The sequence below is a fragment of the Clostridium paraputrificum AGR2156 genome (assembly GCF_000424025.1).
GTDB lineage: Bacteria > Bacillota > Clostridia > Clostridiales > Clostridiaceae > Clostridium > Clostridium paraputrificum.
Genome location: NZ_AUJC01000009.1, coordinates 90,585 through 113,683, shown reverse-complemented (window position 1 = coordinate 113,683; position 23,099 = coordinate 90,585). Strand labels below are relative to the sequence as shown.

21 protein-coding genes, 1 riboswitch and 2 other annotated features (1 of these 24 only partly in view) are annotated in these 23,099 nt (G+C 30.0%); of the genes, 16 read left to right on the top strand and 5 right to left on the bottom strand.

The features are described 5' to 3' along the window. The first annotated feature begins 75 nt into the window (after window positions 1-75). The 3 genes from mnmL to G594_RS0110715 all read left to right on the top strand — a co-directional run bounded on the left by mnmL (window position 76) and on the right by G594_RS0110715 (window position 2,485). Window positions 76-1,002, top strand: coding sequence for a tRNA modification radical SAM protein MnmL/YtqA (mnmL, locus tag G594_RS0110725; RefSeq protein ID WP_027098583.1), 927 nt, complete (start codon window positions 76-78; stop codon window positions 1,000-1,002). A 21-nt stretch (window positions 1,003-1,023) separates the two neighbouring features. Then, complete coding sequence (locus G594_RS0110720; RefSeq protein ID WP_027098582.1) at window positions 1,024-1,734, top strand: 2-phosphosulfolactate phosphatase family protein; 711 nt, start codon at window positions 1,024-1,026, stop codon at window positions 1,732-1,734. Window positions 1,735-1,888: 154 nt separating this feature from the next. Beyond that, window positions 1,889-2,485: a DUF1643 domain-containing protein gene (locus G594_RS0110715; protein ID WP_027098581.1), complete on the top strand. Its 597-nt coding sequence runs from the start codon at window positions 1,889-1,891 to the stop codon at window positions 2,483-2,485. 32 nt (window positions 2,486-2,517) lie between these two features. Here G594_RS0110715 and G594_RS0110710 read toward each other — a convergent pair whose 3' ends face one another. Continuing rightward, on the bottom strand, window positions 2,518-3,693 hold the full coding sequence (locus tag G594_RS0110710) for a class I SAM-dependent rRNA methyltransferase (protein WP_027098580.1): 1,176 nt from the start codon (window positions 3,691-3,693) through the stop codon (window positions 2,518-2,520). 178 nt (window positions 3,694-3,871) lie between these two features. On the opposite strand from G594_RS0110710, the gene G594_RS0110705 reads away from it, so the two are divergent. Beyond that, complete coding sequence (locus G594_RS0110705) at window positions 3,872-5,182, top strand: aspartate kinase (protein ID WP_027098579.1); 1,311 nt, start codon at window positions 3,872-3,874, stop codon at window positions 5,180-5,182. A gap of 140 nt (window positions 5,183-5,322) precedes the next feature. Here G594_RS0110705 and G594_RS0110700 read toward each other — a convergent pair whose 3' ends face one another. Beyond that, on the bottom strand, window positions 5,323-5,541 hold the full coding sequence (locus G594_RS0110700; RefSeq protein WP_027098578.1) for a (2Fe-2S)-binding protein: 219 nt from the start codon (window positions 5,539-5,541) through the stop codon (window positions 5,323-5,325). Window positions 5,542-5,742: 201 nt separating this feature from the next. Continuing rightward, window positions 5,743-5,991, top strand: a binding site (T-box leader). Between the two features lie 99 nt (window positions 5,992-6,090). On the opposite strand from G594_RS0110700, the gene ileS reads away from it, so the two are divergent. The 4 genes from ileS to G594_RS0110680 all read left to right on the top strand — a co-directional run bounded on the left by ileS (window position 6,091) and on the right by G594_RS0110680 (window position 12,327). Continuing rightward, window positions 6,091-9,204, top strand: a complete 3,114-nt coding sequence (gene ileS / locus G594_RS0110695) for an isoleucine--tRNA ligase (protein WP_027098577.1) — start codon at window positions 6,091-6,093, stop codon at window positions 9,202-9,204. Between the two features lie 193 nt (window positions 9,205-9,397). Then, on the top strand, window positions 9,398-10,396 hold the full coding sequence (locus G594_RS0110690) for a LacI family DNA-binding transcriptional regulator (RefSeq protein WP_027098576.1): 999 nt from the start codon (window positions 9,398-9,400) through the stop codon (window positions 10,394-10,396). Between the two features lie 96 nt (window positions 10,397-10,492). After that, window positions 10,493-10,951: a MarR family winged helix-turn-helix transcriptional regulator gene (locus G594_RS0110685; RefSeq protein ID WP_242829719.1), complete on the top strand. Its 459-nt coding sequence runs from the start codon at window positions 10,493-10,495 to the stop codon at window positions 10,949-10,951. A gap of 2 nt (window positions 10,952-10,953) precedes the next feature. Further along, a complete protein-coding gene (locus G594_RS0110680) occupies window positions 10,954-12,327 on the top strand; it encodes an MATE family efflux transporter (protein ID WP_027098574.1) in 1,374 nt (457 codons plus the stop codon). Window positions 12,328-12,414: 87 nt separating this feature from the next. Here the strand turns inward: G594_RS0110680 and G594_RS0110675 are convergent, their stop codons facing one another. Continuing rightward, a complete protein-coding gene (locus G594_RS0110675; RefSeq protein WP_027098573.1) occupies window positions 12,415-12,600 on the bottom strand; it encodes a hypothetical protein in 186 nt (61 codons plus the stop codon). A 111-nt stretch (window positions 12,601-12,711) separates the two neighbouring features. Between G594_RS0110675 and G594_RS0110670 the strand changes: the two genes are divergently transcribed. The 8 genes from G594_RS0110670 to G594_RS0110635 all read left to right on the top strand — a co-directional run bounded on the left by G594_RS0110670 (window position 12,712) and on the right by G594_RS0110635 (window position 21,730). Beyond that, window positions 12,712-13,287 carry a nucleoside recognition domain-containing protein gene (locus G594_RS0110670; RefSeq protein WP_027098572.1) on the top strand — a complete coding sequence of 192 codons (576 nt, stop codon included), beginning with the start codon at window positions 12,712-12,714 and terminating at the stop codon, window positions 13,285-13,287. A 12-nt stretch (window positions 13,288-13,299) separates the two neighbouring features. Next, window positions 13,300-13,824 (top strand): spore maturation protein, encoded by a 525-nt coding sequence (locus G594_RS0110665; protein WP_027098571.1) that lies wholly within the window; start codon window positions 13,300-13,302, stop codon window positions 13,822-13,824. 56 nt (window positions 13,825-13,880) lie between these two features. After that, window positions 13,881-14,606, top strand: a complete 726-nt coding sequence (locus tag G594_RS0110660; protein WP_027098570.1) for an ABC transporter ATP-binding protein — start codon at window positions 13,881-13,883, stop codon at window positions 14,604-14,606. Next, window positions 14,599-16,230 (top strand): putative ABC transporter permease subunit, encoded by a 1,632-nt coding sequence (locus tag G594_RS0110655; RefSeq protein WP_027098569.1) that lies wholly within the window; start codon window positions 14,599-14,601, stop codon window positions 16,228-16,230. The genes G594_RS0110660 and G594_RS0110655 overlap by 8 nt, the downstream gene beginning before the upstream one ends. Before the next feature lie 87 nt (window positions 16,231-16,317). Then, window positions 16,318-17,574, top strand: coding sequence for an aminopeptidase P family protein (locus G594_RS0110650; RefSeq protein WP_027098568.1), 1,257 nt, complete (start codon window positions 16,318-16,320; stop codon window positions 17,572-17,574). 60 nt (window positions 17,575-17,634) lie between these two features. Continuing rightward, window positions 17,635-17,961, top strand: coding sequence for a phasin family protein (locus tag G594_RS0110645; RefSeq protein ID WP_027098567.1), 327 nt, complete (start codon window positions 17,635-17,637; stop codon window positions 17,959-17,961). A gap of 66 nt (window positions 17,962-18,027) precedes the next feature. Continuing rightward, a complete protein-coding gene (locus tag G594_RS0110640) occupies window positions 18,028-19,650 on the top strand; it encodes an ABC1 kinase family protein (RefSeq protein WP_034866457.1) in 1,623 nt (540 codons plus the stop codon). Window positions 19,651-19,733: 83 nt separating this feature from the next. Continuing rightward, window positions 19,734-19,908: riboswitch (Lysine riboswitch) on the top strand. 100 nt (window positions 19,909-20,008) lie between these two features. Next, window positions 20,009-21,730: a Na+/H+ antiporter NhaC family protein gene (locus G594_RS0110635; protein WP_027098565.1), complete on the top strand. Its 1,722-nt coding sequence runs from the start codon at window positions 20,009-20,011 to the stop codon at window positions 21,728-21,730. Between the two features lie 112 nt (window positions 21,731-21,842). Here the strand turns inward: G594_RS0110635 and G594_RS0110630 are convergent, their stop codons facing one another. Next, window positions 21,843-22,298: a DUF5680 domain-containing protein gene (locus tag G594_RS0110630; RefSeq protein WP_027098564.1), complete on the bottom strand. Its 456-nt coding sequence runs from the start codon at window positions 22,296-22,298 to the stop codon at window positions 21,843-21,845. 97 nt (window positions 22,299-22,395) lie between these two features. Beyond that, window positions 22,396-22,893: an FUSC family protein gene (locus G594_RS0110625; RefSeq protein WP_027098563.1), complete on the bottom strand. Its 498-nt coding sequence runs from the start codon at window positions 22,891-22,893 to the stop codon at window positions 22,396-22,398. Window positions 22,894-23,034: 141 nt separating this feature from the next. Then, window positions 23,035-23,099: a binding site (T-box leader), on the top strand (it continues 183 nt past the right edge of the window).

Below are 23,099 nucleotides of genomic sequence, written 5' to 3'. Positions count from 1 at the left end.
CACTAGGATTTTAAATTTTAAAGTTAATTTGTTATTATAGTAGATGATATATTATCAAAAGAGGAGGAGATTTCCGTGGTGAAAGACTGGGGAGGAAAGAGATATAATAATTTAAATTATTTCCTAAGAAATAAATTTGGGGAGAAAGTATTCAAGATTTCACTTGATGGGGGATTTTCTTGTCCTAATAGAGATGGAACTATTAGCAAAGGTGGATGTTTATTCTGTAGTGAGAGGGGATCAGGAGACTTTGCAGGAGATAGAGATTTTTCTATTGAGAAGCAATTTATAGATATTAAGTACATGATGAATAAGAAGTGGAAGCAAGGAAAGTATATAGCGTATTTCCAAGCATATACTAATACCTATGCACCTGTAGATGTCCTAAAGAAAAAGTATGAAGAAGCTTTAAGCCAAGAAGGTGTAGTAGCTTTAGCTATAGCTACAAGACCTGATTGTTTAGGAGAAGATGTATTAGATCTTTTAGAAGAGATAAATAAAAAGTATTATGTTTGGGTAGAACTTGGTTTGCAGACATCTAATGATGACGCAGCTAGAAAGATAAATAGAGGATATAATCTAGATGTGTTTGAAGAGGCTATCACTAGATTAAAAAAGAGAAATATAGATTTTGTAGTTCATGCTATTTTTGGATTGCCAGGGGAAACAAAAGAAGATATGTTAAAGACAGTGGATTATATTGCTCACAGTGGTGCTCAGGGGGTTAAATTTCATTTATTGCATTTAATGAAAAATACACCTTTAGTTAAAGTTTATGAAGCTGGAGGTCTAGAATTCTTATCTCAGGAGGATTATATTGATTTATTATGTAAATCAGTTTGTATGTTACCACAGGATATGGTTATACATAGACTTACAGGTGATGCACCGAGAGATTTATTAATAGGTCCTATGTGGAGTTTAAAGAAATGGGAGATTTTAAATGCTATAGATAAAGCATTCATAGATAATGATATTTATCAAGGGAAGACATTTAAATAATTAATTTTTGGGGATGAGATTATGAAAATAGATATTATTATTTCAGCTGATTATATTAGAAAAGATATAATTGAAAATAAGGTGGTAGTAGTAATTGATATGCTTAGAGCTACTTCAGTAATTACTACTGCATTAATGAATGGGTGTAAGAAAGTGATTCCAACATTAACAATAGAAGAAGCCCTAAAGTTGAAAGCTTCTATTGGAGAGAAAGAATGTATATTAGGTGGAGAAAGGAAAGCATTAAAGATAGATGGTTTTGATTTATCTAATTCACCATTAGAATATACAAAAGAAGTGGTAGAAGGAAAAACTATAATAATTACAACTACTAATGGAACGAGAACACTAACTAGTTGTTTAGAGGCTAAGAGGATATTTGTTGCTTGTATGTTAAATGTATCAGCTATTGCTGAAAAGTTACTTTCATTAAATGAAGATGTTGTGATAGTTAATGCAGGAACTAATGGTCAGTTCTCAATGGATGATTTTATTTGTTCTGGCGCTATTATAAAAGCTCTTATAGAAAAATGTGATAAGTTAGAGCTAACAGATTTATCAAAGACAGCACTACTTTCTTTTGAAAGTAATCCTAATATTATTGATTTTATCAAAGAAGCAAGACACTATAATGTTATGATGAGTTTAGGATTAATAAATGATGTAGGTTACTGTATGAAAAAAGATATAACAACTATAGTTCCTGAATATAAGGGTGGAGAAATAATTTAACTTAAAAATATAAAAATATAAAAATATAAAAAGTTAAGAAGCTCTGGAGACAGGGCTTTTTATATTCACTGAATTCATAAAAAATCATATTATAGGAATAAGTTAAACATTTACAAAGTAATTATTAGTAATATACTATCAAAGGGGAGTAGTAATGTGTAGATGTAAATATCCTAAAATTATAAGTAAAAAAAATATTAATTTAGTTGAAGATGAATTGGGAGATAGATGTTATAAAACCTCATTTACACTTGGTAATAATGGGAAGAATGTTTTAATAATATCAAGAGCACCAAAAGGGATAGAGAGTAATAGTTGTAATAGCGAGTATAGAAGAATAATTAAATATTTAAACGATAAGAGCTTAGAACTTAAAGGCATTAAGAAAATAACAATAGTAAATTTGTTTGTATTGTATGAAGTTAATAAAGAAGATTTATTTAGAGAATATTTATTAGAAGGAAAAGAGTATGTAGAGGGAAATGATAATAAAGTTACTAATGATAGCATCATAAGAGAGGAAATAAAAGAGGCTGATTATATATTTTGTGCTTGGGGAGAGCCAGCAGAAGGAATGTATGATTTGTATTCAAATAGGGTAGAAACAATTTTGAAAATATTAAGGGAAGAAATAATGTCTAGTAAAGATAAAAAGTATGCATTAAGAGTAGGGGACGTTAGTAAGAAGGGATATCCTAAGCATTGCTTAGCGTGGTCCTATAAAGATGAAATAAATAATTTATTAGAGTGAGAGTTTTAAAAGTAAACTCTCACTCTAGTAAGTTATACAACTTGGAATATAAAGAATTTTAAGTAGTAACTTTCATCTGAATTCCAAAGTATTGGGTGGTCAGCCGATTGGGTTCTAAATTCCACTTGTCTTAATATTCTACGTGCATCATGAGCAGCTTCATTTATGGTAGACTTTAAAAGATCTTCACTCATGTAGTGAGAACATGAACAAGTAATGAAATATCCGCCTGGTTTAACCATTTTTAAGCCTCTAAGATTAATTTCTTTGTATCCTCTTTTTGCGCCATTAATTGTATTTCTTGATTTAGTGAATGCCGGAGGGTCTAGTATAACAACATCAAATTGTTTTCCTTCTTTTGACCAAGACGATAAGACGTCAAAGGCATTGTGACATTCAAATTTAACTATATTTTGTAAGTTATTAAGTTCAGAATTTCTAGTTGCACAATCAACAGCATGTTGAGATACATCAATACCTAAAACTGATTTAGCTCCAGCAATACCAGCATTAAGTGCAAATGAACCTGTATGAGTAAAGCAATCTAAAACATCTTTATCTTTACAAATTCTATGTATTGCAGCTCTATTTTCTTTTTGGTCTAAGAAGAAACCTGTTTTTTGTCCGTTTTCTAAGTCAACTATATATTTAACTCCATTTTCAATAATTTCAACATTAGTATCAAATGGTTCTGTTAAAAATCCTTTAGTTTGTTCTAATCCTTCTATTTCTCTTGTAGCCAAATCACTTCTTTCATAAACTCCTTTAGCTCCAAAGTTATTTACTAAGATATCAACAATTATATCTCTATATTTATCCATACCTAAAGTTGAGATTTGAATTACATAATAATCTTCGAATTTATCAACAGTAAGACCAGGTAATAAATCAGCCTCTCCAAAGATAAATCTACAAGAAGAGGTATCTATTACAGTTTTTCTGTATTCCCAGGCAGAATCAAATCTCTTTTTGAAGAATTCCTTATTTATTACTTCATCTTTATCTCTTGTCATTATTCTTATAGTTATCTTACTTCTGTCATTGATATAACCTTTGCCTATAAAATATCCTTTATGATTATAGACTTCAACGATATCACCATTCTCATAGTCACCATCATATTCGTTAATTTCATCTATATATATCCAAGGACGACCATTTTCAGCTTTTTTATTTTTTCCTTTATATAAGTAGAATTTACTATTCATATAAAAAACTCCCTTCATTAAACTCTTTTCGATTATACCAGTAATATTACTATTTTTATAGGGAGTTAGAATAGAAAATAAAAATTTGTTTGCATTACTATTGAAAAGTATGAAAAATTTGGTAGAATAGATTTAAAAATATTTTAAAGTATATTAATAAAAATTGGGGGCAATAAAAATGAATAAGGTGGTTACAAAGTTTGGTGGAAGTTCTTTAGCAGATGCTTCACAATTCAAGAAAGTAAAGGAAATTATCCTTGCAGATGATGCTAGAAGGTATATAATACCATCAGCACCAGGAAAGAGACATGGGAAGGATACAAAGATAACAGATCTTCTTTATCTTTGTCACATGCATGTTGAGACAGGTATTTCTTTAGAGGATGTATTTAAGCATATAGAGGAGAGATATACTGGAATAGTTAATGATTTGGGGTTAGATTTAGATATAAGCACTTATCTAGATGTAGTAAAAAAGGATATTGAAAACGGTGCATCTAAGGATTATGCAGCTAGTAGAGGAGAATACTTAAATGGTATTATCTTAGCTAACTATTTAGGGTATGATTTTGTAGATGCAAAAGAAGTTATATTATTTAACGAGGATGGAACATTAAATAGTGAAGAAACTAATAAAAGGTTAAAGGATAAGTTATGCAAAATTGAAAGAGCTGTTATTCCAGGATTTTATGGAGCAGATGAACAAGGTGAAATAGTAACCTTTAGTAGAGGTGGGTCTGATGTAACAGGTTCTTTAGTTGCTGCAAGTATAAATGCGGATTTATATGAAAATTGGACTGATGTTTCTGGATTTTTAATGGCTGATCCAAGAATAGTTGAAAATCCTAAGACTATAGGTAAAATTACATACAAGGAATTAAGAGAATTATCATATATGGGGGCTTCAGTGCTTCATGAAGAAGCAATATTTCCTGTAAAGGAAGCTGGAATACCAATTAATATAAAAAATACTAATTTACCTGAAGATAAGGGTACTATAATAGTTCAAGACACTGAAAATGAAAAGTGTAAAACTATTACAGGTATTGCAGGTAAGAAGAACTTTACTGTTATATCAATAGAAAAAGCAATGATGAATAATGAATTAGGGTTTTGTAGAAAGGTGTTATCAATATTAGAAATGAATAATATATCTTTTGAAAATATGCCTGCAGGGATAGACACAGTGTGTTTAGTAATAGCAGATTCAGAGCTTAAGAAAAAGAAAGATATAGTTATTGAAGAGATAAGAAGAAGCTGCAATCCGGATTCTATAGTAGTACATCCTAATATGGCTATGATAGCCACAGTTGGTAAAGGTATGGCTAAAAACAAGGGGGTAGCAGCGAAGGTGTTTGGAGCATTAGCAAAAGCTAAGATAAATATTAGAATGATTGATCAAGGATCATCAGAGATGAATATATTAGTTGGAATTGAAAATGAAGACTTTGAAAGGGCTATAAAGTCTATATATAATGCATTTAATTAAATAGTAACATAAGAGACTTCTTAACAGTTGTTTAAGAAGTCTCTTTTTAGTTAAAAAATATATAAAAATAAGCCAATCTGTGGGGAACAGATTGGCTTGGGGAGATATAATCAGTCAACCAATAATATTTGGGGAAATACCTATTGATTGATTGAATGTGCTTCGATTAACTCTTGAATTTTAGGGATACATCTACATCCTTTGCAACCACCTTTTGTAGCACCAGTAGCTTTAGCTACATCATCTACAGTTTTTGCTCCAGATTCTATAGATTCTTTAATTTTGGATCTTGGTATCGCCTTGCAAACACATACTTTTGTGATTTTATCAAGGATTTTTTCATTTATATTATTTTCCATTTAGTTACCTCCTAAGTTGATGACTAAGGAAAATAAGGGGATTAGATAACTTTGTGTTATCTTGACTATATTAAAACATATTTTAAAGTAAAAGTCAATACTAATTAATAAAAATTATTAGATAGTAAGAATAAAAACGTATAGAAGTAAGTATATTGTAGTAATTGACATTTATTTTAGGAATGGTATATAATAAATAATATAAAAACTGTGATTAGGAAAAGTAATTAAGATTTCTACTTTAAGAGAGTAACTGGTTGGTGTGAAGTTATATAGTGTCTTAGTGAAAATCACCTAGGAGTTGGAAATTGAACAGCCTTGCTTAGTAGGTATTCCCGTTAGCCAGCGTTAATGGATAGAGCATGATTGTGCTTGAAATAAGTACCCTAAATTTATTATAAGGGTATACTTTGCCATAGGTGGTATAGCGAATTCAACTTCGTCCTTTTGGATGGAGTTTTTTTATTTATTAAAATTAGATATGACTAGATATCTAATAAAAGAGAATACTTAAAATATCTGATTATACATGAGAAAGGAGAAAATAAGATGTACAAAAAAGTTGAGCTTTCAAAAGGTTTTGTTGGTATGGAAGAAGAAGTAGCAAAGCTTTGGAAAGAAAATGATGTTATCAAAAAGAATTTTGATATGAATCAAGATGGTGAATACTTCACTTTCTATGATGGGCCTCCAACAGCTAATGGTAAGCCACACGTAGGTCACGTTTTAACAAGAGTTATGAAGGATATAATTCCAAGATATAAGGTGATGAAGGGGTATAAGGTAATTAGAAAAGCCGGTTGGGATACTCACGGGTTACCTGTAGAACTTGAAATAGAAAAGAAACTTGGAATATCAGGTAAGGAACAAATTGAAGAATACGGTGTTGAAAAATTCGTGACAGAATGTAAGGAGAGCGTATTCAAATATGTTTCTATGTGGGAAGAAATGACTAATAAGATTGGTTATTGGGTAGATATGGATGATCCATATGTAACATATCACAATCCATATATAGAATCAGTATGGTGGGCTTTAAAACAAATGTGGGATAAAGGTCTTTTATATGAAGGTCATAAGGTAATGCCTTATTGTCCAAGATGTGGTACTGCATTGTCTTCACACGAAGTTGCTCAAGGATACAAAGATGTTAAGGATTTAACTTGTATTGCTAAATTTAAGATTGAGGGAGAAGAAAACAAGTACATATTAGCTTGGACAACAACTCCTTGGACATTACCATCAAACTTAGCTCTATGTATAAATAAAGCTTATACTTATATAGAAGCAAAGGTTGGAGATGAAGTATATATCTTAGCTAAGGATCTTGCTAGTAAGGTTCTTGGAGAAGAAGTTGAAATAGTTAGAGAATTTAACGGATCAGAATTACTAGGAATTAAGTATGAACAATTAATGCCGTTTGGAAGAGTTGAAGGTAAAGCTTTTGAAGTTATCCATGGTGATTACGTAACATTAACAGATGGTACTGGTATAGTTCATATTGCTCCAGCTTATGGTGAAGATGATAATCTTGTTGCTAAGGCTAATGGAATCACTTTCATTAACTTAGTTGACAAAGAGGGTAAATTCGTAGAAGAAGTTACTCCATGGGCAGGTAAGTTTGTTAAGAAGTGTGATGAAAGCATTTGTAAGTGGCTTGAAGAAAATAATAAGCTATTTAAGGCAGAAAAGCACCTTCACTCATATCCACACTGCTGGAGATGTGACACTCCACTTCTTTACTATCCAAAAGAGAGCTGGTTTGTTGCAATGAGCACTCTAAGAGATAAGTTATTAGAAAACAATAATAAGATTAACTGGTATCCGGATAACATAAGAACAGGAAGATTCGGTAAATTCTTAGAAAATGTTATTGACTGGGGTATCTCAAGAGATAGATACTGGGGAACTCCACTTCCAATCTGGGAATGTGAATGTGGTCACAAAGAATGTATTGGAAGTATTGAAGAATTAAAGAAGAAGGGTGTAAATGTACCTGATGATATAGAATTACACAAACCATATATAGATAATGTTCATTTAAAATGTGAAAAGTGTGGTAAGGAAATGGAAAGAACTAAGGAAGTTATAGATTGTTGGTTCGATTCAGGATCAATGCCATTTGCTCAATTACACTATCCATTTGAAAACAAAGAGTTATTTGAGCAAAACTTCCCAGCTCAATTTATATCAGAAGCTGTTGACCAAACAAGAGGATGGTTCTATACATTATTAGCTATTTCAACTGCTATATTTGATAGAAATCCATTTGAAAATTGTATTGTTTTAGGTCACGTTCTTGATAAGAAGGGATTAAAGATGTCTAAGTCTAAGGGTAACGTTGTTGCTCCTATGGAGGTTTTAGAAAGTCAAGGTGCAGATGCTACAAGATGGCATTTCTACACTGCAAGTGCTCCATGGCTACCAACTAGATTCTCAACTGATGATGTTGGAGAGGCATCAAGAAAGTTCTTAAGTACATTATGGAATGTATATTCATTCTATGTTTTATATGCAGATATAGATGGATTCAATCCGTTAGAGTACAAAGATTTTGTTTCTGATAATGTTATGGATAAGTGGATAATGTCTAAGTTAAACACTTTAGTTAAGGATGTTGATGCTAAATTAAACTCTTATGACATTACAAATGCTGCTCTTCAAATTGAAGAGTTCACAGATAACTTATCTAACTGGTATGTAAGAAGAAACAGAGCAAGATATTGGTCAGAAGAATTAACTGATGATAAGATTGGTGCATATGTAACTCTATATAGAGTTTTAGTAACTTTATCACAAGTTGCAGCTCCATTTGTACCATTTATCACAGAAGAGATATATCAAAACTTAGTTGTTAATTTAGATTCTTCAGCTGAAAAAAGTATTCACTTATGTAAGTGGCCAACAGTTGATGAAGAAGCTATTAACAGTGAGTTGGAAAAGGAAATGGATTTAGCTTACACAATAGTTAAGTTAGGAAGAAGTGCAAGAAATGGTGCTAATATTAAGAATAGACAGCCACTTTCTCAAATGTTAGTTTCAGTAGCATCACTTCCAGAGTACTATGGAGATATTATTAAGGATGAATTAAATATAAAGTCAATTGAGTTTGGTGCGGATCTTTCTGAACATGTTAACTTTGAAATAAAGCCTAACTTACCTGTTTTAGGAAGAGCTTATGGAAAAATGATTCCTGCAATAAGAAAAGAAATAGCTTCTAGAAATCAAATGGAGTTAGCTCAAAAGATAAATAATGGTGGAGTAGAAGTTATAAATGTAGATGGAACAGAAATAGAGCTTAACAAAGAAAACCTACTTGTAACAATGCAAGGTCTTGATGGATATGCTTTTGCAGGTGAAGGTGAAATTGGTGTAGTTCTTGATACTCATATATCAGAAGAATTAAGAGAAGAGGGACACGTAAGAGAAATCATCTCTAAGATTCAAAATATGAGAAAAGAAAGTGGATTCGAAGTTGCTGATAAGATTACATTATATGTAGCTAATAATGATATGTTATTAGATGTTATTAAGAAGTTCAAAGATACAATTAAAAGAGAAACATTAACAGTAGAAGTTGTATGCAATGAACAAAACATTGAGTATACTGAATCTACTATTAATGGAGAAAAGCTTAATATGGCTGTTAAAGTAGTAAAATAGAGTAATAAATGTTGAAAAGGTTACTATAGAATTTATAGTAACCTTTTCATTTGTTCAAAATTTGTTCTTAAAAAGGGTATTTTAAAAGATTTTTAACAAAAACTATAAATAAAGCAGGGATTTGCTTGTTTTTGGGAGAATATATAGGTTATAATTAAATAATTAAAATATAAGAAATGGGAGTGATGAGTTAATGGCAACTTCTATTAAAGATGTAGCTAAGGAGGCTGGAGTTTCAATTGCAACAGTTTCAAGGGTGCTTAATGATATCGATGTCGTAAACGAAGACACTAAGAAAAAGGTTCTAGATGCCATTAAAAAGTTAGGTTATAGACCGAATATAGTAGCTAGAAGTTTAAAGACTCAAAGAACAAAGACTATAGGAATACTAGTACCAGATATATCAAGTCAGTTTTATCCTGAAATCGTAAGAGGAGCGGAAGACGTTGCTAATATTTATGATTACAATGTTATCTTATGTAATTCAGACTTTGATGTAGAAAAAGAAAAAGAGTATTTAAGAGTACTTAAGGAAAAGATGGTTGATGGAGTAATATATATGAGTAGTTCATTAAGTGAAGAAATGCTTGATTTAATTAATGAACTAGACTTAAAAACTATCTTAGTTGAAACGAAGGATAAAGATGGAGTTTTACCAAGTGTAACTATAGATAATATAAGTGCATCATATGAGGGTACAAAGTATCTATTAGATAAAGGATTATCTAAACCAGCATTTATAGGAGTAAAACAAGATACAATGAATGCTTGGGGAGATAGATTTGTAGGCTTTGAAAAAGCATTAGAAGAAGAAGGTATAAATATTGATGAGGAATTAGTTTACTTTGATAACTTAAAGGTTAAAACTGGTTATGAAGCAGTTGAAAAGTTTATTGGAAGTAATAAGAAGTTTGATTCAATAGTATGCGCATCTGATGAGATAGCAATCGGAGCAATAAATAAGTTAAGAGAAAAAGGATATAATGTTCCAGAGGATATAAGTGTTATTGGATTTAATAATAACCATGTTTCCTCATATTTTTATCCAAGAATAACTACTATATCTCAACCTAGTTATGACATGGGATCAGTAGCTATGAGAATGTTAATAAAACTTCTAAATAAGAAGGAGCTAGAACAAGGTCATTATGTTTTAGACTATCAACTAATACAAAGAGAAAGTACTAAGTAGAAAAGGAAGTAGTGGAAAACACTACTTCTTTTATTTTGAAAAATTAGTTGCAAGTACAACTAATTAGTAGTAAAATAGTTGCTGTTGCAACTATTTATGATGAAGTTAGGTGATAATATGGGAAATAAGGAATACGACTCTATAGGGAAATTTGTTTCCCAAATATATAGAAGCGGAAATAGTTTTTTTTCAAAGGCATATGCAAAATATAATATTGGTGCGGGACAATATCAATTTTTAAGAGTTTTATATAAAAAAGAAAGATTAACTCAAGAAGATTTAAGCAATATTTTGAATATAGATAAAGCTACCACAGCTAGAGCTTTGAAGAAACTTGAAGAAGAAGGATACATATATAGAAATAAAAGTTCAGTTGATAAAAGAGCTAATATAATAGTACTTACTGAGAAAGCTTTAAGTATAAAAGAAGATTTTTTTGAAGTACATAGACAGTGGGAAGAAAAGATTACTTCAATTTTAACAGAGGATGAAAGAGAATTAACTCTTACATTACTAAAAAAAATAGCATCTAGTGAGACACTAAGGAGGAATTAAGCATGAGAGGACAAGCTAGACTTGGAGAAGAAAAAATATCAAAGTTACTTATGGAGTTTTCCATTCCAGCTATAATAGGTATGGTAGTAAATACCTTATATAATATTGTAGATAGAATGTATATAGGAAACATAAAAGATATTGGTGGATTAGCTTTAACTGGCGTTGGTATAACAATGCCAATAATGACTATAATAATGGCATTTGGGATGTTAATTGGAATAGGAACAAGTGCCAGAATATCTTTAAAACTTGGAGAACATAAAAGAGAAGAGGCTGAAAAGCACTTAGGAAATGCATTTACTTTAATTATTATAGCTAGTGTTTTAATAACTATAATAGGACTTGTATTTATGCATAAAATACTTGGATTGTTTGGAGCAAGTGCAGATACTGAAATTTATGCAAGAGAATATATGCAAATAATATTCTTTGGAACTATATTTAATATGCTAAGTTTTGGACTAAATCATTCAATTAGAAGTGATGGAAGTCCTAAGGTAGCTATGTTATCAATGTTAATAGGTGCAGGTACTAATATTATATTAGACCCTATATTTATATTTGTATTTGGAATGGGAGTTAGAGGAGCAGCTATTGCAACTGTAATATCTCAAATAGTTTCAACTATATGGATTTTATATTATTTTACAAAAGGTAAGAGTAATTTAAAAATTAAAAGAGAATATTTATCTTTAGATAAAGCTATAGTTTTGAGTATTTTTTCTATTGGAGTAAGTCCATTTAGTATGCAAATAGCTCAAAGTATAGTTCAAGTGTTGGCTAACAATGCATTAAAGACTTATGGTGGAGATTTAGCTATAGGTGCTATGACTATAATAAATAGTGTAGCTATGATATTTATGATGCCTATATTTGGCTTAAACCAAGGTTCACAACCTATAATAGGATATAATTATGGTGCAGAAAAATATAAGAGAGTTAAGCAGGCTGTAAAGTCCGCAACTATAGTTGCTACTATAATAGTTTCAATTGGATGGATAATTACTCAAGCTGCTCCACATTTATTAATATCAATATTTAATAGAGATGAGCAGTTAGTAGGCATAGCAAGCACAGGTATGAGAATATTCTTATTAATGCTACCTGTAGTAGGAGCGCAAGTAATAAGTTCTAATTACTTCCAATCTATAGGAAAAGCTAAGATATCTATGTTCTTAAGTTTATTAAGACAAGTAATATTATTAATACCTTGTTTAATAATACTACCAAAGATTTTTGGGTTAACAGGAGTGTGGCTTGCAGGAGCTGTTTCTGATGGATTATCATCACTAATCACTTTGATAATCTTCTTTATGTCAGTTAGAAAGCTTAAAGATAAAGAAGAAATAGTAGCCAAAGAAGCAATAATTTAGGTAAATAGAAATATAATAAAGGATGAAACTTTAGAGTTTCATCCTTTTACTTTACCATCATTGTTATCTCTATTAATTATTTTAACCTTATATGATACCTTCACTCTTTAATATATCTTCTAACTTTTTAACTTTTTCGTTTAAAGATTCGAATTTTTCCTTAATTATATCTTTAGATGATCCATCTTCATTAATTACTTTTTCTATATCCTCAACAGTTTTTAAAGCATCTTCTATATCTTGTTGAGCTATCTTTAAGTTAGTTTCTTTCATAAATTAATCTCCTTTAAGTAAAAAAATAGATTGTATATATTAATCCTATCACTACTAAATATTAAGTGCAAGGCATATATTTAATAGAAAACTTAACGTTAGGAGGATAATATGATTAATTATATTTGGTTTATATTAATATTCTTAGGTATACTCGTAGCTATATTTACTGGTAATGGTGCAGAAATATCAACAACTATTGTTGAGTCTGCAGATAGCACGGTGAAATTTATCATTGGATTAGTTGGAATAATGTGTTTTTGGTGCGGAGTTATGAAAATAGCAGAAAAAAGTGGATTAACTCAGAAGCTAGCAAGATTAATGAAACCATTATTAAAGTTCCTATTTAAGGATGCAGGAAAGGATGAAAAAGCTCTTGGAGCAATAGTGATGAACTTAACAGCGAATATGATGGGATTGTCAAATGCTGCAACTCCGTTTGGAATAAAAGCTATGGAAGAGATGGATAGATTAAATCCTAATAAAGGTAGGGCTAGTAATGATATGGCTCTTTTTTTAGTTATGAATGCTGCATGTATTCAATTAGTACCCTCAACAATAATATCAATTAGGGCAGCTGCTGGATCTTCAAATCCTGGAGCAATTATTTTGCCTGCAATACTATCAACAGCATCAGCAGCTATTGTTGGAGTAATATGTTGTAAGATTTTGCAGAGATACTTTTAAGGAGGATTATAAATGGGCGATTATATAACAAAAAGTATAATAGGAATTATAGTTCTACTTATTATAGGTTATGGAATGATAAAGGGTGGCAAGGTATATGAATGGTTTGTAGAAGGTGCAAAAGAAGGACTTCAAGTATGTATGAGAATATTTCCGTACCTTTTGGCTATGATTGTAGCAGTAAATATATTTAAAGCTGCTAATCTATTAGATGTATTAAATAAAGTATTATCACCCCTAACTAATCTTATAGGATTACCTCAAGAAATAACGCCATTGATACTAATTAAACCATTATCAGGAAGTGGTGCACAGGGTATATTTGCAAATTTACTTCAGACATATGGACCAGATACGCAAATAGGATTAATAGCTTCTGTAATTATGGGAACTACAGAAACCATATTCTATACAGTTACAGTCTATTTTGGTGCAGTAAAGGTTAAAAAAGTAAGACATACTGTATGGGCAGCTGTTTTTGCAGATATGGTTGCTATAATTAGTGCTATATTTTTAGTAAATATATTTTTCTTTTAATATTATGGAAAAAATGTAATTGAATTGGTAAAATTATCTCTAAAGGGGGAGATAGAATGATAAATATCAGTCAGATTACTAAATCTTATAATGGAAAGTATAAAGCTGTAGATAATTTAAACTTAGAAATAAAAGATGGAGAAATCTACGGGCTGCTAGGTCCAAATGGAGCAGGAAAAACTACAACTATTAAGATGATAACAGGCATTATTTCTCCTACATCAGGAAATATAACCATAAATAATATTGATATTGTTGAAAATCCTGTTTTGGCAAAAGAGCAGTTTGGTTATGTACCAGATAGCCCAGATATGTTTTTAAGGTTAACTGGAATGGAATATTTGAATCTTATGGGAGACATATATGGTGTATCAAGTGAAGATAGAAAATTAAGAATAAAAGATATGTCTGAAAGATTTGAAATGAATTCTGCATTAGGGGATAAGATTCAATCGTACTCACATGGTATGAGACAAAAGATAATAATAATGGGTGTATTACTTCATAGGCCAAAGGTGTGGATATTAGATGAACCCATGACAGGGTTAGACCCAAAGTCATCTTTTATATTAAAAGAAATGATGAGAGAGCATGCTAATGAAGGAAATACTGTTCTTTTCTCAACTCATGTATTAGAAGTTGCTGAAAAGATATGTGATAAGGTTGCAATAATTAATAAAGGGCAATTAATTTTTAATGGAACCTTAGAAGATATGAGAGAAGAGTTTAAGGCAAGTGAATCACTAGAAGAAATGTTCTTGGAGCTAACAAGCAATGAATAGACTTAAGGTACTTACAAAATATTTTGTAAGAGATGCCCTTCAAGATATGTTCAATGGCTCAAAAATGAAGTCTGGATTTATGGCCTTATTAATGATGTTGTTAATAGCTTTCATGTCATTACCACTGATAATTACTGTAGATGTATTATATGAGCCTTTTGCAATAATTGGACAAGAGGGAACGTTGTTATCACTAATATTGCTTATAGGAGCTGTTATAAATTTCTTTTTAGGAATATTTACTATAATGAATACATACTATTTTTCCAATGACATAGAGCACTTTTTACCTATGCCATTTAAGAGTAGTGAAATAGTGTTAAGTAAGTTTATAGCTGTATTAATAAATATGATTTTATATTCCACAATAATAGTAGTTCCTTTATTAGTTTTTGCTCAAAAGTCATCGGCAAGTCCAATATTTTTTGTTTATATAGCACTTGCAGTTATTATTTGTCCTACTTTACCAATGATAATTGCTGCTTTAGTATGTATGCTTTTAATGAGATTTACTAACTTATCTAAGCATAAAGATGCTTTTAGATCTATATCAGGTAGTCTATCTTTAGTTTTGGTAGTTTTAATAAATATTATTTCACAAAGAAGTTCTACTTTATTTGAAAGTTCCTCGTCACTTATTAATATCATTCAAGAAAAAAATAGTCTTATAGGTGCTTTATCTGGAATGTTTATAACAAATAAGTATGCTGCATACGGGTTGTTATATAATGGTGAGGCTAAGGGGATTTTTTATATGGGTATTTCCATAGCTATTTGTATATTACTATGTATAATATATTACGTAGTAGGAGGAAAACTATATTTAAAAGGTATAATAGGAATATCTGAAACTTATAGTAAGAGAGTAGATATATTAAAAGAAAAAAATATAGATAGTATAGTTTCCAATAAATCTCCTATAAAGTCTCTTGTAATTAGAGATATAAGAATAGTATTTAGAACACCGCAGTTTTTTATAAATTCAATTGTAATGATGTTATATATGCCTATTTTTCTAACTATAATTTATGTGGCTAATGGAAGCTTTACTGATGTTAAAGGTATTATATTGAGTGGTAAATATAATTCTGTCATAATTGTGGGGGCATTTTTATTAGCAGCTTTTTCAATTTGTTCAGCTGGTGGAGGTAGAAAGTGTTTGTCCAGAGAAGGAAGCGATTTTGTATTTTCAAAGATAATTCCTATATCTTATAAGGATCAGGCAAAATCTAAGATAATATCATCTCTGTGTATAAATTCTTTAGTTCCTATACTTATTTGTACACTTTTAGTGTCGTTAAGGGTAGCTTTACCAATAATTTTATTAGGTGTGCTATCATCAGTATTTGGAGTTACAGTAGTAACCTTAATACAGATATTATTTGATTTTATTAATCCTAAGTTGAAGTGGAATGATGAAAAAATTTTATATAAGGATGACGTTGTATCAGTAGTTATGGTATTTGTAATACTGATTTTAGGAATTGGATTAGTAGCAATGTCTATGAAGGTTGAAAGTTATATAGGGATGTTCTCAATGATTGTTATATTTTCATTAATATTAATTTGGGGACTTTATAAAAAAATAATTAATATGTCAGATGAAGTTTATGGAAAAAGTTGAATTTAGAGGCTTTCTTACGAAAGCTTCTTTTTTTGTATAATATTAGTATATACTATTAATAGATTAAAGGAAGGAATGGTGAACCGTATGATAAAAGAGGTATTCAAAAGAAATAGAGAAAGACTTATGGAAAAGGTAAATGATAATTCAATAGTAATTCTTTTTGCAGGTAATGCACCAAGAAAAAGTGCTGATGAACAATATCAATTTACTCCTAATAGAAACTTTTACTATTTTACAGGAATTGATGAAGAGGAGCATATTTTAGTTTTAACAAAAATAAATGGAGTAATAAGTGAAAGATTATTTATTAAAGATATAGATGAGGAAATGGAAAAGTGGGTTGGTAAAAGTATAAGGCCTGAAGAGGGAAAAGAAATATCGGGAGTTGAGGATGTAGCGTTTATAAGTACTTTTAAATTATTTTTAAATAAAACATTCAATAATTTAGTTGAAGTAAACTTATATTTAGATATAGATAGAGAAGAATTTAATAGCCTAAAAAATGTTGTCGGAGAATTTGCAAATGAAGTTAAAGGAAAGTATCCATTTGCAAATATAAGAAATTTAGCACCATTAATTGCACCCTTAAGGTTAATCAAGAATGAAGAAGAGATTGAAGAGATAAAAAAGGCCATAAATATAACTATTGAAGGTGTAAACAGTTTAATGAAAAACTGTAAAGTGGGAATGAAGGAATATGAAGTAGAGGCATATTTTGATTTTGTTTGTAAGAGCAATGGGGTAAAGGATTTTGCGTTTAAAACAATAGCTGCTGCAGGAAAAAATGCAACCATATTACATTATGTTGATAATAATTGCGATATAAAAGATGGAGATTTGATTCTATTTGATTTAGGAGCGCAATATAATTATTATAACGGTGATATTTCAAGGACATTCCCTGTAAATGGAAGGTTTAGTAACAGGCAAAAAGAAGTTTATAATGCAGTGTTAAGAGTTAACGAGAAAGTTATTAATGAAATAAGACCAGGGGTGAGGTTCCTTGATTTAAATAAAAAAGCAAAAGAATGGATTGCAGAAGAATGCATTAATTTAGGTTTAATAAAGGATAGAGAAGATGTTTCTAATTATTATTGGCATAGTATAGGCCATAGTCTAGGATTAGATACCCATGATATTGAAGGAAATAATAGAGATGTTATTTTACAAGAAGGAATGGTTTGGACTGTTGAACCTGGAATTTATATAGAAGAAGAAGGTATTGGAATAAGAATAGAAGATGATGTGGTGGTTACATCACAAGGTGTTGAAGTTTTAACAAAGGATATGATTAAGACTGTAGAAGAAATTGAGGAATTTATGAATAAATATAGTATATAATTTGGTACTTAAGGGTAAATATAATTTATGGTTAATTAAGAATAAGTTGGAGATGGTTTTATGGTAAGTGATGCAAAGAATATCTTTTTGGCTGGAGTTGGTGCTGCTGCATTAACATATGAAAAGGCAACAGAGGTAATTTCTCAGTTAGTTGAAAGAGGAAAATTAACTTTAGAGGAAGGAAGAGAATTGTCAGAAGAGTTAAAAAGAGATGTAAAAAATACAGCTAACGATGCAAAGGAATCTATGTTAGAAAAGGTGAATAATATAAAGCCATTAACTAAAGAAGAGCTAAATGATATTTTAGAAGAAAAGAATTACGCTACAAAGGCTGATGTATTAGAATTAAAAAGAATTATAGAAAGATTAGAAGAAAAAATTAATTAGAAATTTTAAATCCCTTGCTTAAAGATGGTTAAGTAAGGGATTTTATCTAGGGAGTTGAGTTTTTATATGAAATCTAGAGACAGGTTTCAAGAGATTATAAGAGTTTTTATTTCATATGGTTTTGGGTATTTAATTGATAGTAAATTTAATAATAGCAAAAAGTCTCCTATCAATTTGAGAATGGCATTAGAAGAATTAGGACCTACATTTATAAAGATTGGTCAAATATTAAGTACACGTCCAGATTTATTACCAGAGGAATATATAAATGAATTAATAAAGTTACAAGACTCAGCACCAGAAGAAAGTTTTGAGAATATTAAAAGTGTATTTGAAGAATCTATTAATAAAAAAATATATGATTGTTTTTTATACTTTAGTAAGAAGCCAACTGCATCAGCTTCAATAGCTCAGGTTCACGAAGCTATATTAAATGATGGAAGAGCAGTTATTGTAAAAATTCAAAGACCGAATATATATAATACTATGAAAACTGATATAGATATAATTAAAAAAATAATAAAGTTATCTAAGGGAAGAATTGATATTGATATAGTTGATCCTCTTGCTGTTATAGAAGAATTAGAATCAACTACAGAAAAGGAATTAGACTTTATAGATGAAAGTAAGAGCATAGTTAAGTTTAGAGAAAATAATGAAAATATTTCACCTATATATGCGCCAGATGTTATATCTAGTTTATGTAGTGAAAAGGTATTAACTTTAGAATATATAAATGGATTTAAGATAAATGATATGAAAATGATAGAAAAAAAAGGATATAGCAATAAAGATATTGCAAAAAAGTTAGCATTATCATATTGTAAGCAGATATTTGATGATGGTTTTTTTCATGGAGATCCTCATCCTGGAAACTTATTGATATCAAATGGAAGGATATGTTTTATTGATTTTGGTATAACAGGAGAACTAGATGAGGGACTAAAAAACTGGTTAAACAAAGCCATGATAGCAGTAGCTACAGGAGATAAGAATAAAATAGTAGATTTTATTTTAGCTATTGGAATAAAGAGAGGAAAAGTAAATAAAGGAAACTTATATGAAGACGTATCTTATTTATTTACAACATATTTAAATACATCTCTTAAAAATATAAAAATAGCTGTATTATTGGAAGAAATGTTTTCTATAGTTAAGAATAATAACATACAATTTCCTAAGGAGCTTGCAATACTTTTTAGAGGCTTAGTGATTTTAGAAGGGGTAATTGCAGAGGTTGATCCGCAATTAGATATAATATCAGTAATAACATCCTTTGTTAAAGGAAAAAATAAGATGCTTTTGATTAAAGATATAAATGAAGAAGAGTTAGTATTATCTGCATATTCTTTTTTTAGAGATGCTTCTAGAATTCCTAGCAAAGCTGTTGAGGCATTAAGCAGTATATCGGATGGTAGAGCTAAGATTAATTTTAATATTACAGATTTAGAAAATTCAGTAGATCATATAAGTAATATGGTGAACAGATTAGTTGGAGCATTACTTATTTCATCATTAATAATAGCGTCATCATTGATAATAAGTAATAATGTAGGGCCCATATATAAAGGAATATCTTTAATGGGCATAGCTGGATACATTATATCCGCTATATTTGCTATATTTTTATTAATAGCAGTGGTTAGAGATGGAGGCTTTAGAAGTAAGAAAAAGAAACGGAAAAGTTAATAATTACTAAAGACTATTAAAAAAATCTTGCAAGTGGATAAGAAATTATGTATAATTAATCTAAATTATTACAAGTGAATAAGAGAAGAGGTAGAGGCGCGATACTTAATAGTACTGTTGTGGACGTAAGCAGGATGAAGCAATAGGAAAGGAATTATCGCCGAAGTATAGAATTAAAGCTTTAATATTCTAATGCTGGGCTTATGCAGAATATGTATAAGACTGTCACAAATGTTTTTGTGGTGAGCTATCATTCAGGATTTTTAATGTGTATATTTTAAGCCTTGAGTGTTATCTCAAGGCTTTTCCTATTTTTACCTCTAAATCTTTTCACAATTAAAATTTAGGGGGAATTATTATGAAAAACAGAACTAGAAGTTTAGTATTGTTCATATCTACATTTATGCTAATTTTATTATCATCAACTGTAGTATTTGCAGCAGAGGTTGAACCTGCTGTAGTAAATTCAGAAAGATTTGGAGTATTAACACTTATACCACCATTAGTAGCTATAATATTAGCGTTTATAACTAAAAATGTTGTAATATCATTGTTTATAGGAACACTTTCGGGATGTTTCATGGTGCAGCTTGCAGGATATAATTTATTTGGAGCCTTTGTACAAGCATTCCTAGATTTTGTACAAAGAGCATTAAATTCACTTGCAGATCCATGGAACGCAGGTATTGTATTACAAGTATTAGTTATTGGAGGAGTTATTAATTTAATTTCTAAAATGGGTGGAGCTAGAGCTGTAGCTGAAGCGCTTGCTAAAAGAGCAAAGACACCAAGAAGTACACAAATTGTTACTTGGTTATTAGGGTTATTTGTTTTCTTTGATGATTATGCAAATGCATTAATTGTTGGACCAATAATGAAGCCAGTAGCAGATAAGATGAAAGTATCAAGAGAAAAGTTATCTTTTATAATAGATGCAACAGCTGCACCTATTGCGGGTCTTGCAATAATATCAACATGGATAGGCCTTGAAGTTGGGCTAATAGGAGATGCATTTGCTGGAATAGGGCAAAATGTAGATTCATTTGGAGTATTCTTACAAACTATTCCATATAGGTTTTATAACATTTTAATACTTGCATTTGTAGTTTTCTCAGCTGTACTTTTAAGAGATTTTGGACCAATGAGAAAGGCTGAAATAAAAGCAAGAAGAGGAGAGCAAGAATTAAAGGATATTGCAATAGATGAAGATACTGCTGAAGAATTTGAAGCTAAGAGTGGAATTAAATTAAGCATATGGAATGCTATAATTCCAATAGGAACATTAATAGTAGCAGCTCTAGCAAGTTTTTATTATAGTGGGTATACTGCAATTATGGCAGGAGAAGATATAGCATTAAAGGCTGTATTAACAGAATCTCCATTTTCATTTACAGCAATACAACAAACATTCAGTAATGCAGATGCTTCTATAGCATTATTCCAAGCAGCATTATTTGCAAGTATCGTAGCACTAATTTTAGGTGTTTGTAAGAAAATATTTACTATATCAGAAGGTATAGAAATCTGGATAGATGGAATGAAGGGATTAATTATAACAGGAGTTATATTAATACTTGCTTGGTCTTTAAGTTCAGTAATTAAAGAATTAGGTACAGCACAATATCTAGTAACATTATTATCAGATTCATTACCACAATTCTTGTTACCAAGTGTAATATTTATATTTGGAGCTGTAATTTCATTTGCAACAGGAACTGCTTATGGAACAATGGGAATATTAATGCCACTTGCTATTCCTCTAGCACATGCAATTTCACCAGATATGACTTATATTATCATGAGTACAAGTGCTGTATTAACAGGAGCAATATTTGGGGATCATTGTTCACCTATATCAGATACAACAATAATGTCATCTATGGGAGCTGGTTGCGATCATATTGCTCACGTTAAGACTCAAATGTGGTATGCACTATTTGTAGCAGTACTTACAATATTATTTGGTTATATTCCAGTTGGATTAGGGTTACCGATATATATTGTATTACCATTATCTATTATAGGGCTTGGTCTATTAGTGTATTTTATAGGAAAACCTATTGATGAGGTTGAAGCATAAGTAAAATATAAAAATAAATAAATATATAAACATAATAATAAATAAATATAACAATAAATAAAAGAGCGATATTAAGATAATGCTTACCTTAGTATCGCTCTAATTTTATTGACTATTTTATTGTTCCACCATGAAAATCTAATTTAAATATCGGAGAACCTTTATAAGATATAAATTCTTCGCCTTTAAAAGAATCAACTTCTCCCTTCCAAAGACATTGATATTCAAAGTCAGATTTTCTAAAACTCTTTGGTCCTCTATAAGGAGCATCTTCAGAAACTCTAGATAAAGCTTCTGATAAAAAGTCTGAAAAACCACTTGGAATATCATTAGTTAATAATTTTCCAGCATAATTCATTCCCCAATAAGACTTTTCATCTTTCCAAATAACTTCTTGACCAATAAACCTCTGTTTGCCTATGTGGCTATCTAGGTAGTAATAATCGTATTTTTTAAAAGTAAAATCATCTGAGTTTGGTTTAGAAGATTGAACCTTTTTATTTCGACCATTATAAGAATTTTTTTTTGCTTCTACCAAGAATGCTTTAAATAATGATAAATCACTCATCCCAATACCCCCTAAAAATAAATCCTCTTTTTTCGACTGTTATTTTTATTATATATAAGAAGATATTTACAATCAAGAATATTCTGAAAACTATTTGTTAATCTTTATTTTTCTCTACAGGAGGATTTATATATTTATTTATAAATATTGCTATTATTATTCCAATAGAAGTATCAATACTTCTACCTATGGCATAAGAATATGAGGCTGGTCCATCGTAATTAATCATAATTCCTATAAAAACAATACAGCAAATGGTAACAGCACCAGGCTTTTTTATTATATTACATACATAAATTGCTCCAATTACACCTACAGCAGTGACAAGAGAATTTATAGATTGTAGAAATAATATGTTATCTACTATAAATATAAAAAGTACTCCTATAAGACCTCCAAGAAGAGTACCTATAAGTCTATTTTTACCCATACTAAAAGTGCTTTCAACAGTATCTTTCATACATATAACTGCTGCGATACAAGCATAAAAAGGATTCTTATCTCCTGCTAGTTCAAATAAAACCATACATATAAATACTGCTAAAGCAGTTTTAAGGTTTCTATAGCCAACCTTAGGAAATTCAAATCTATTCAATTTATATCTCCCCTTTACTGTTTTAGAATATTATACCACAGTGTTAATTTATTTCTTTGATAATTTAGAAACGAATTTATTGATGTTGGTAACTTTAAAATATTTGACAGATATTTTTTTTTGATTTATCATAAAATATAAGTAAATACTATGAAGAGAAGAGTAGTAAAGTAGAAAGTCTAAAGAGAGTTAACGTATGGTGAAAG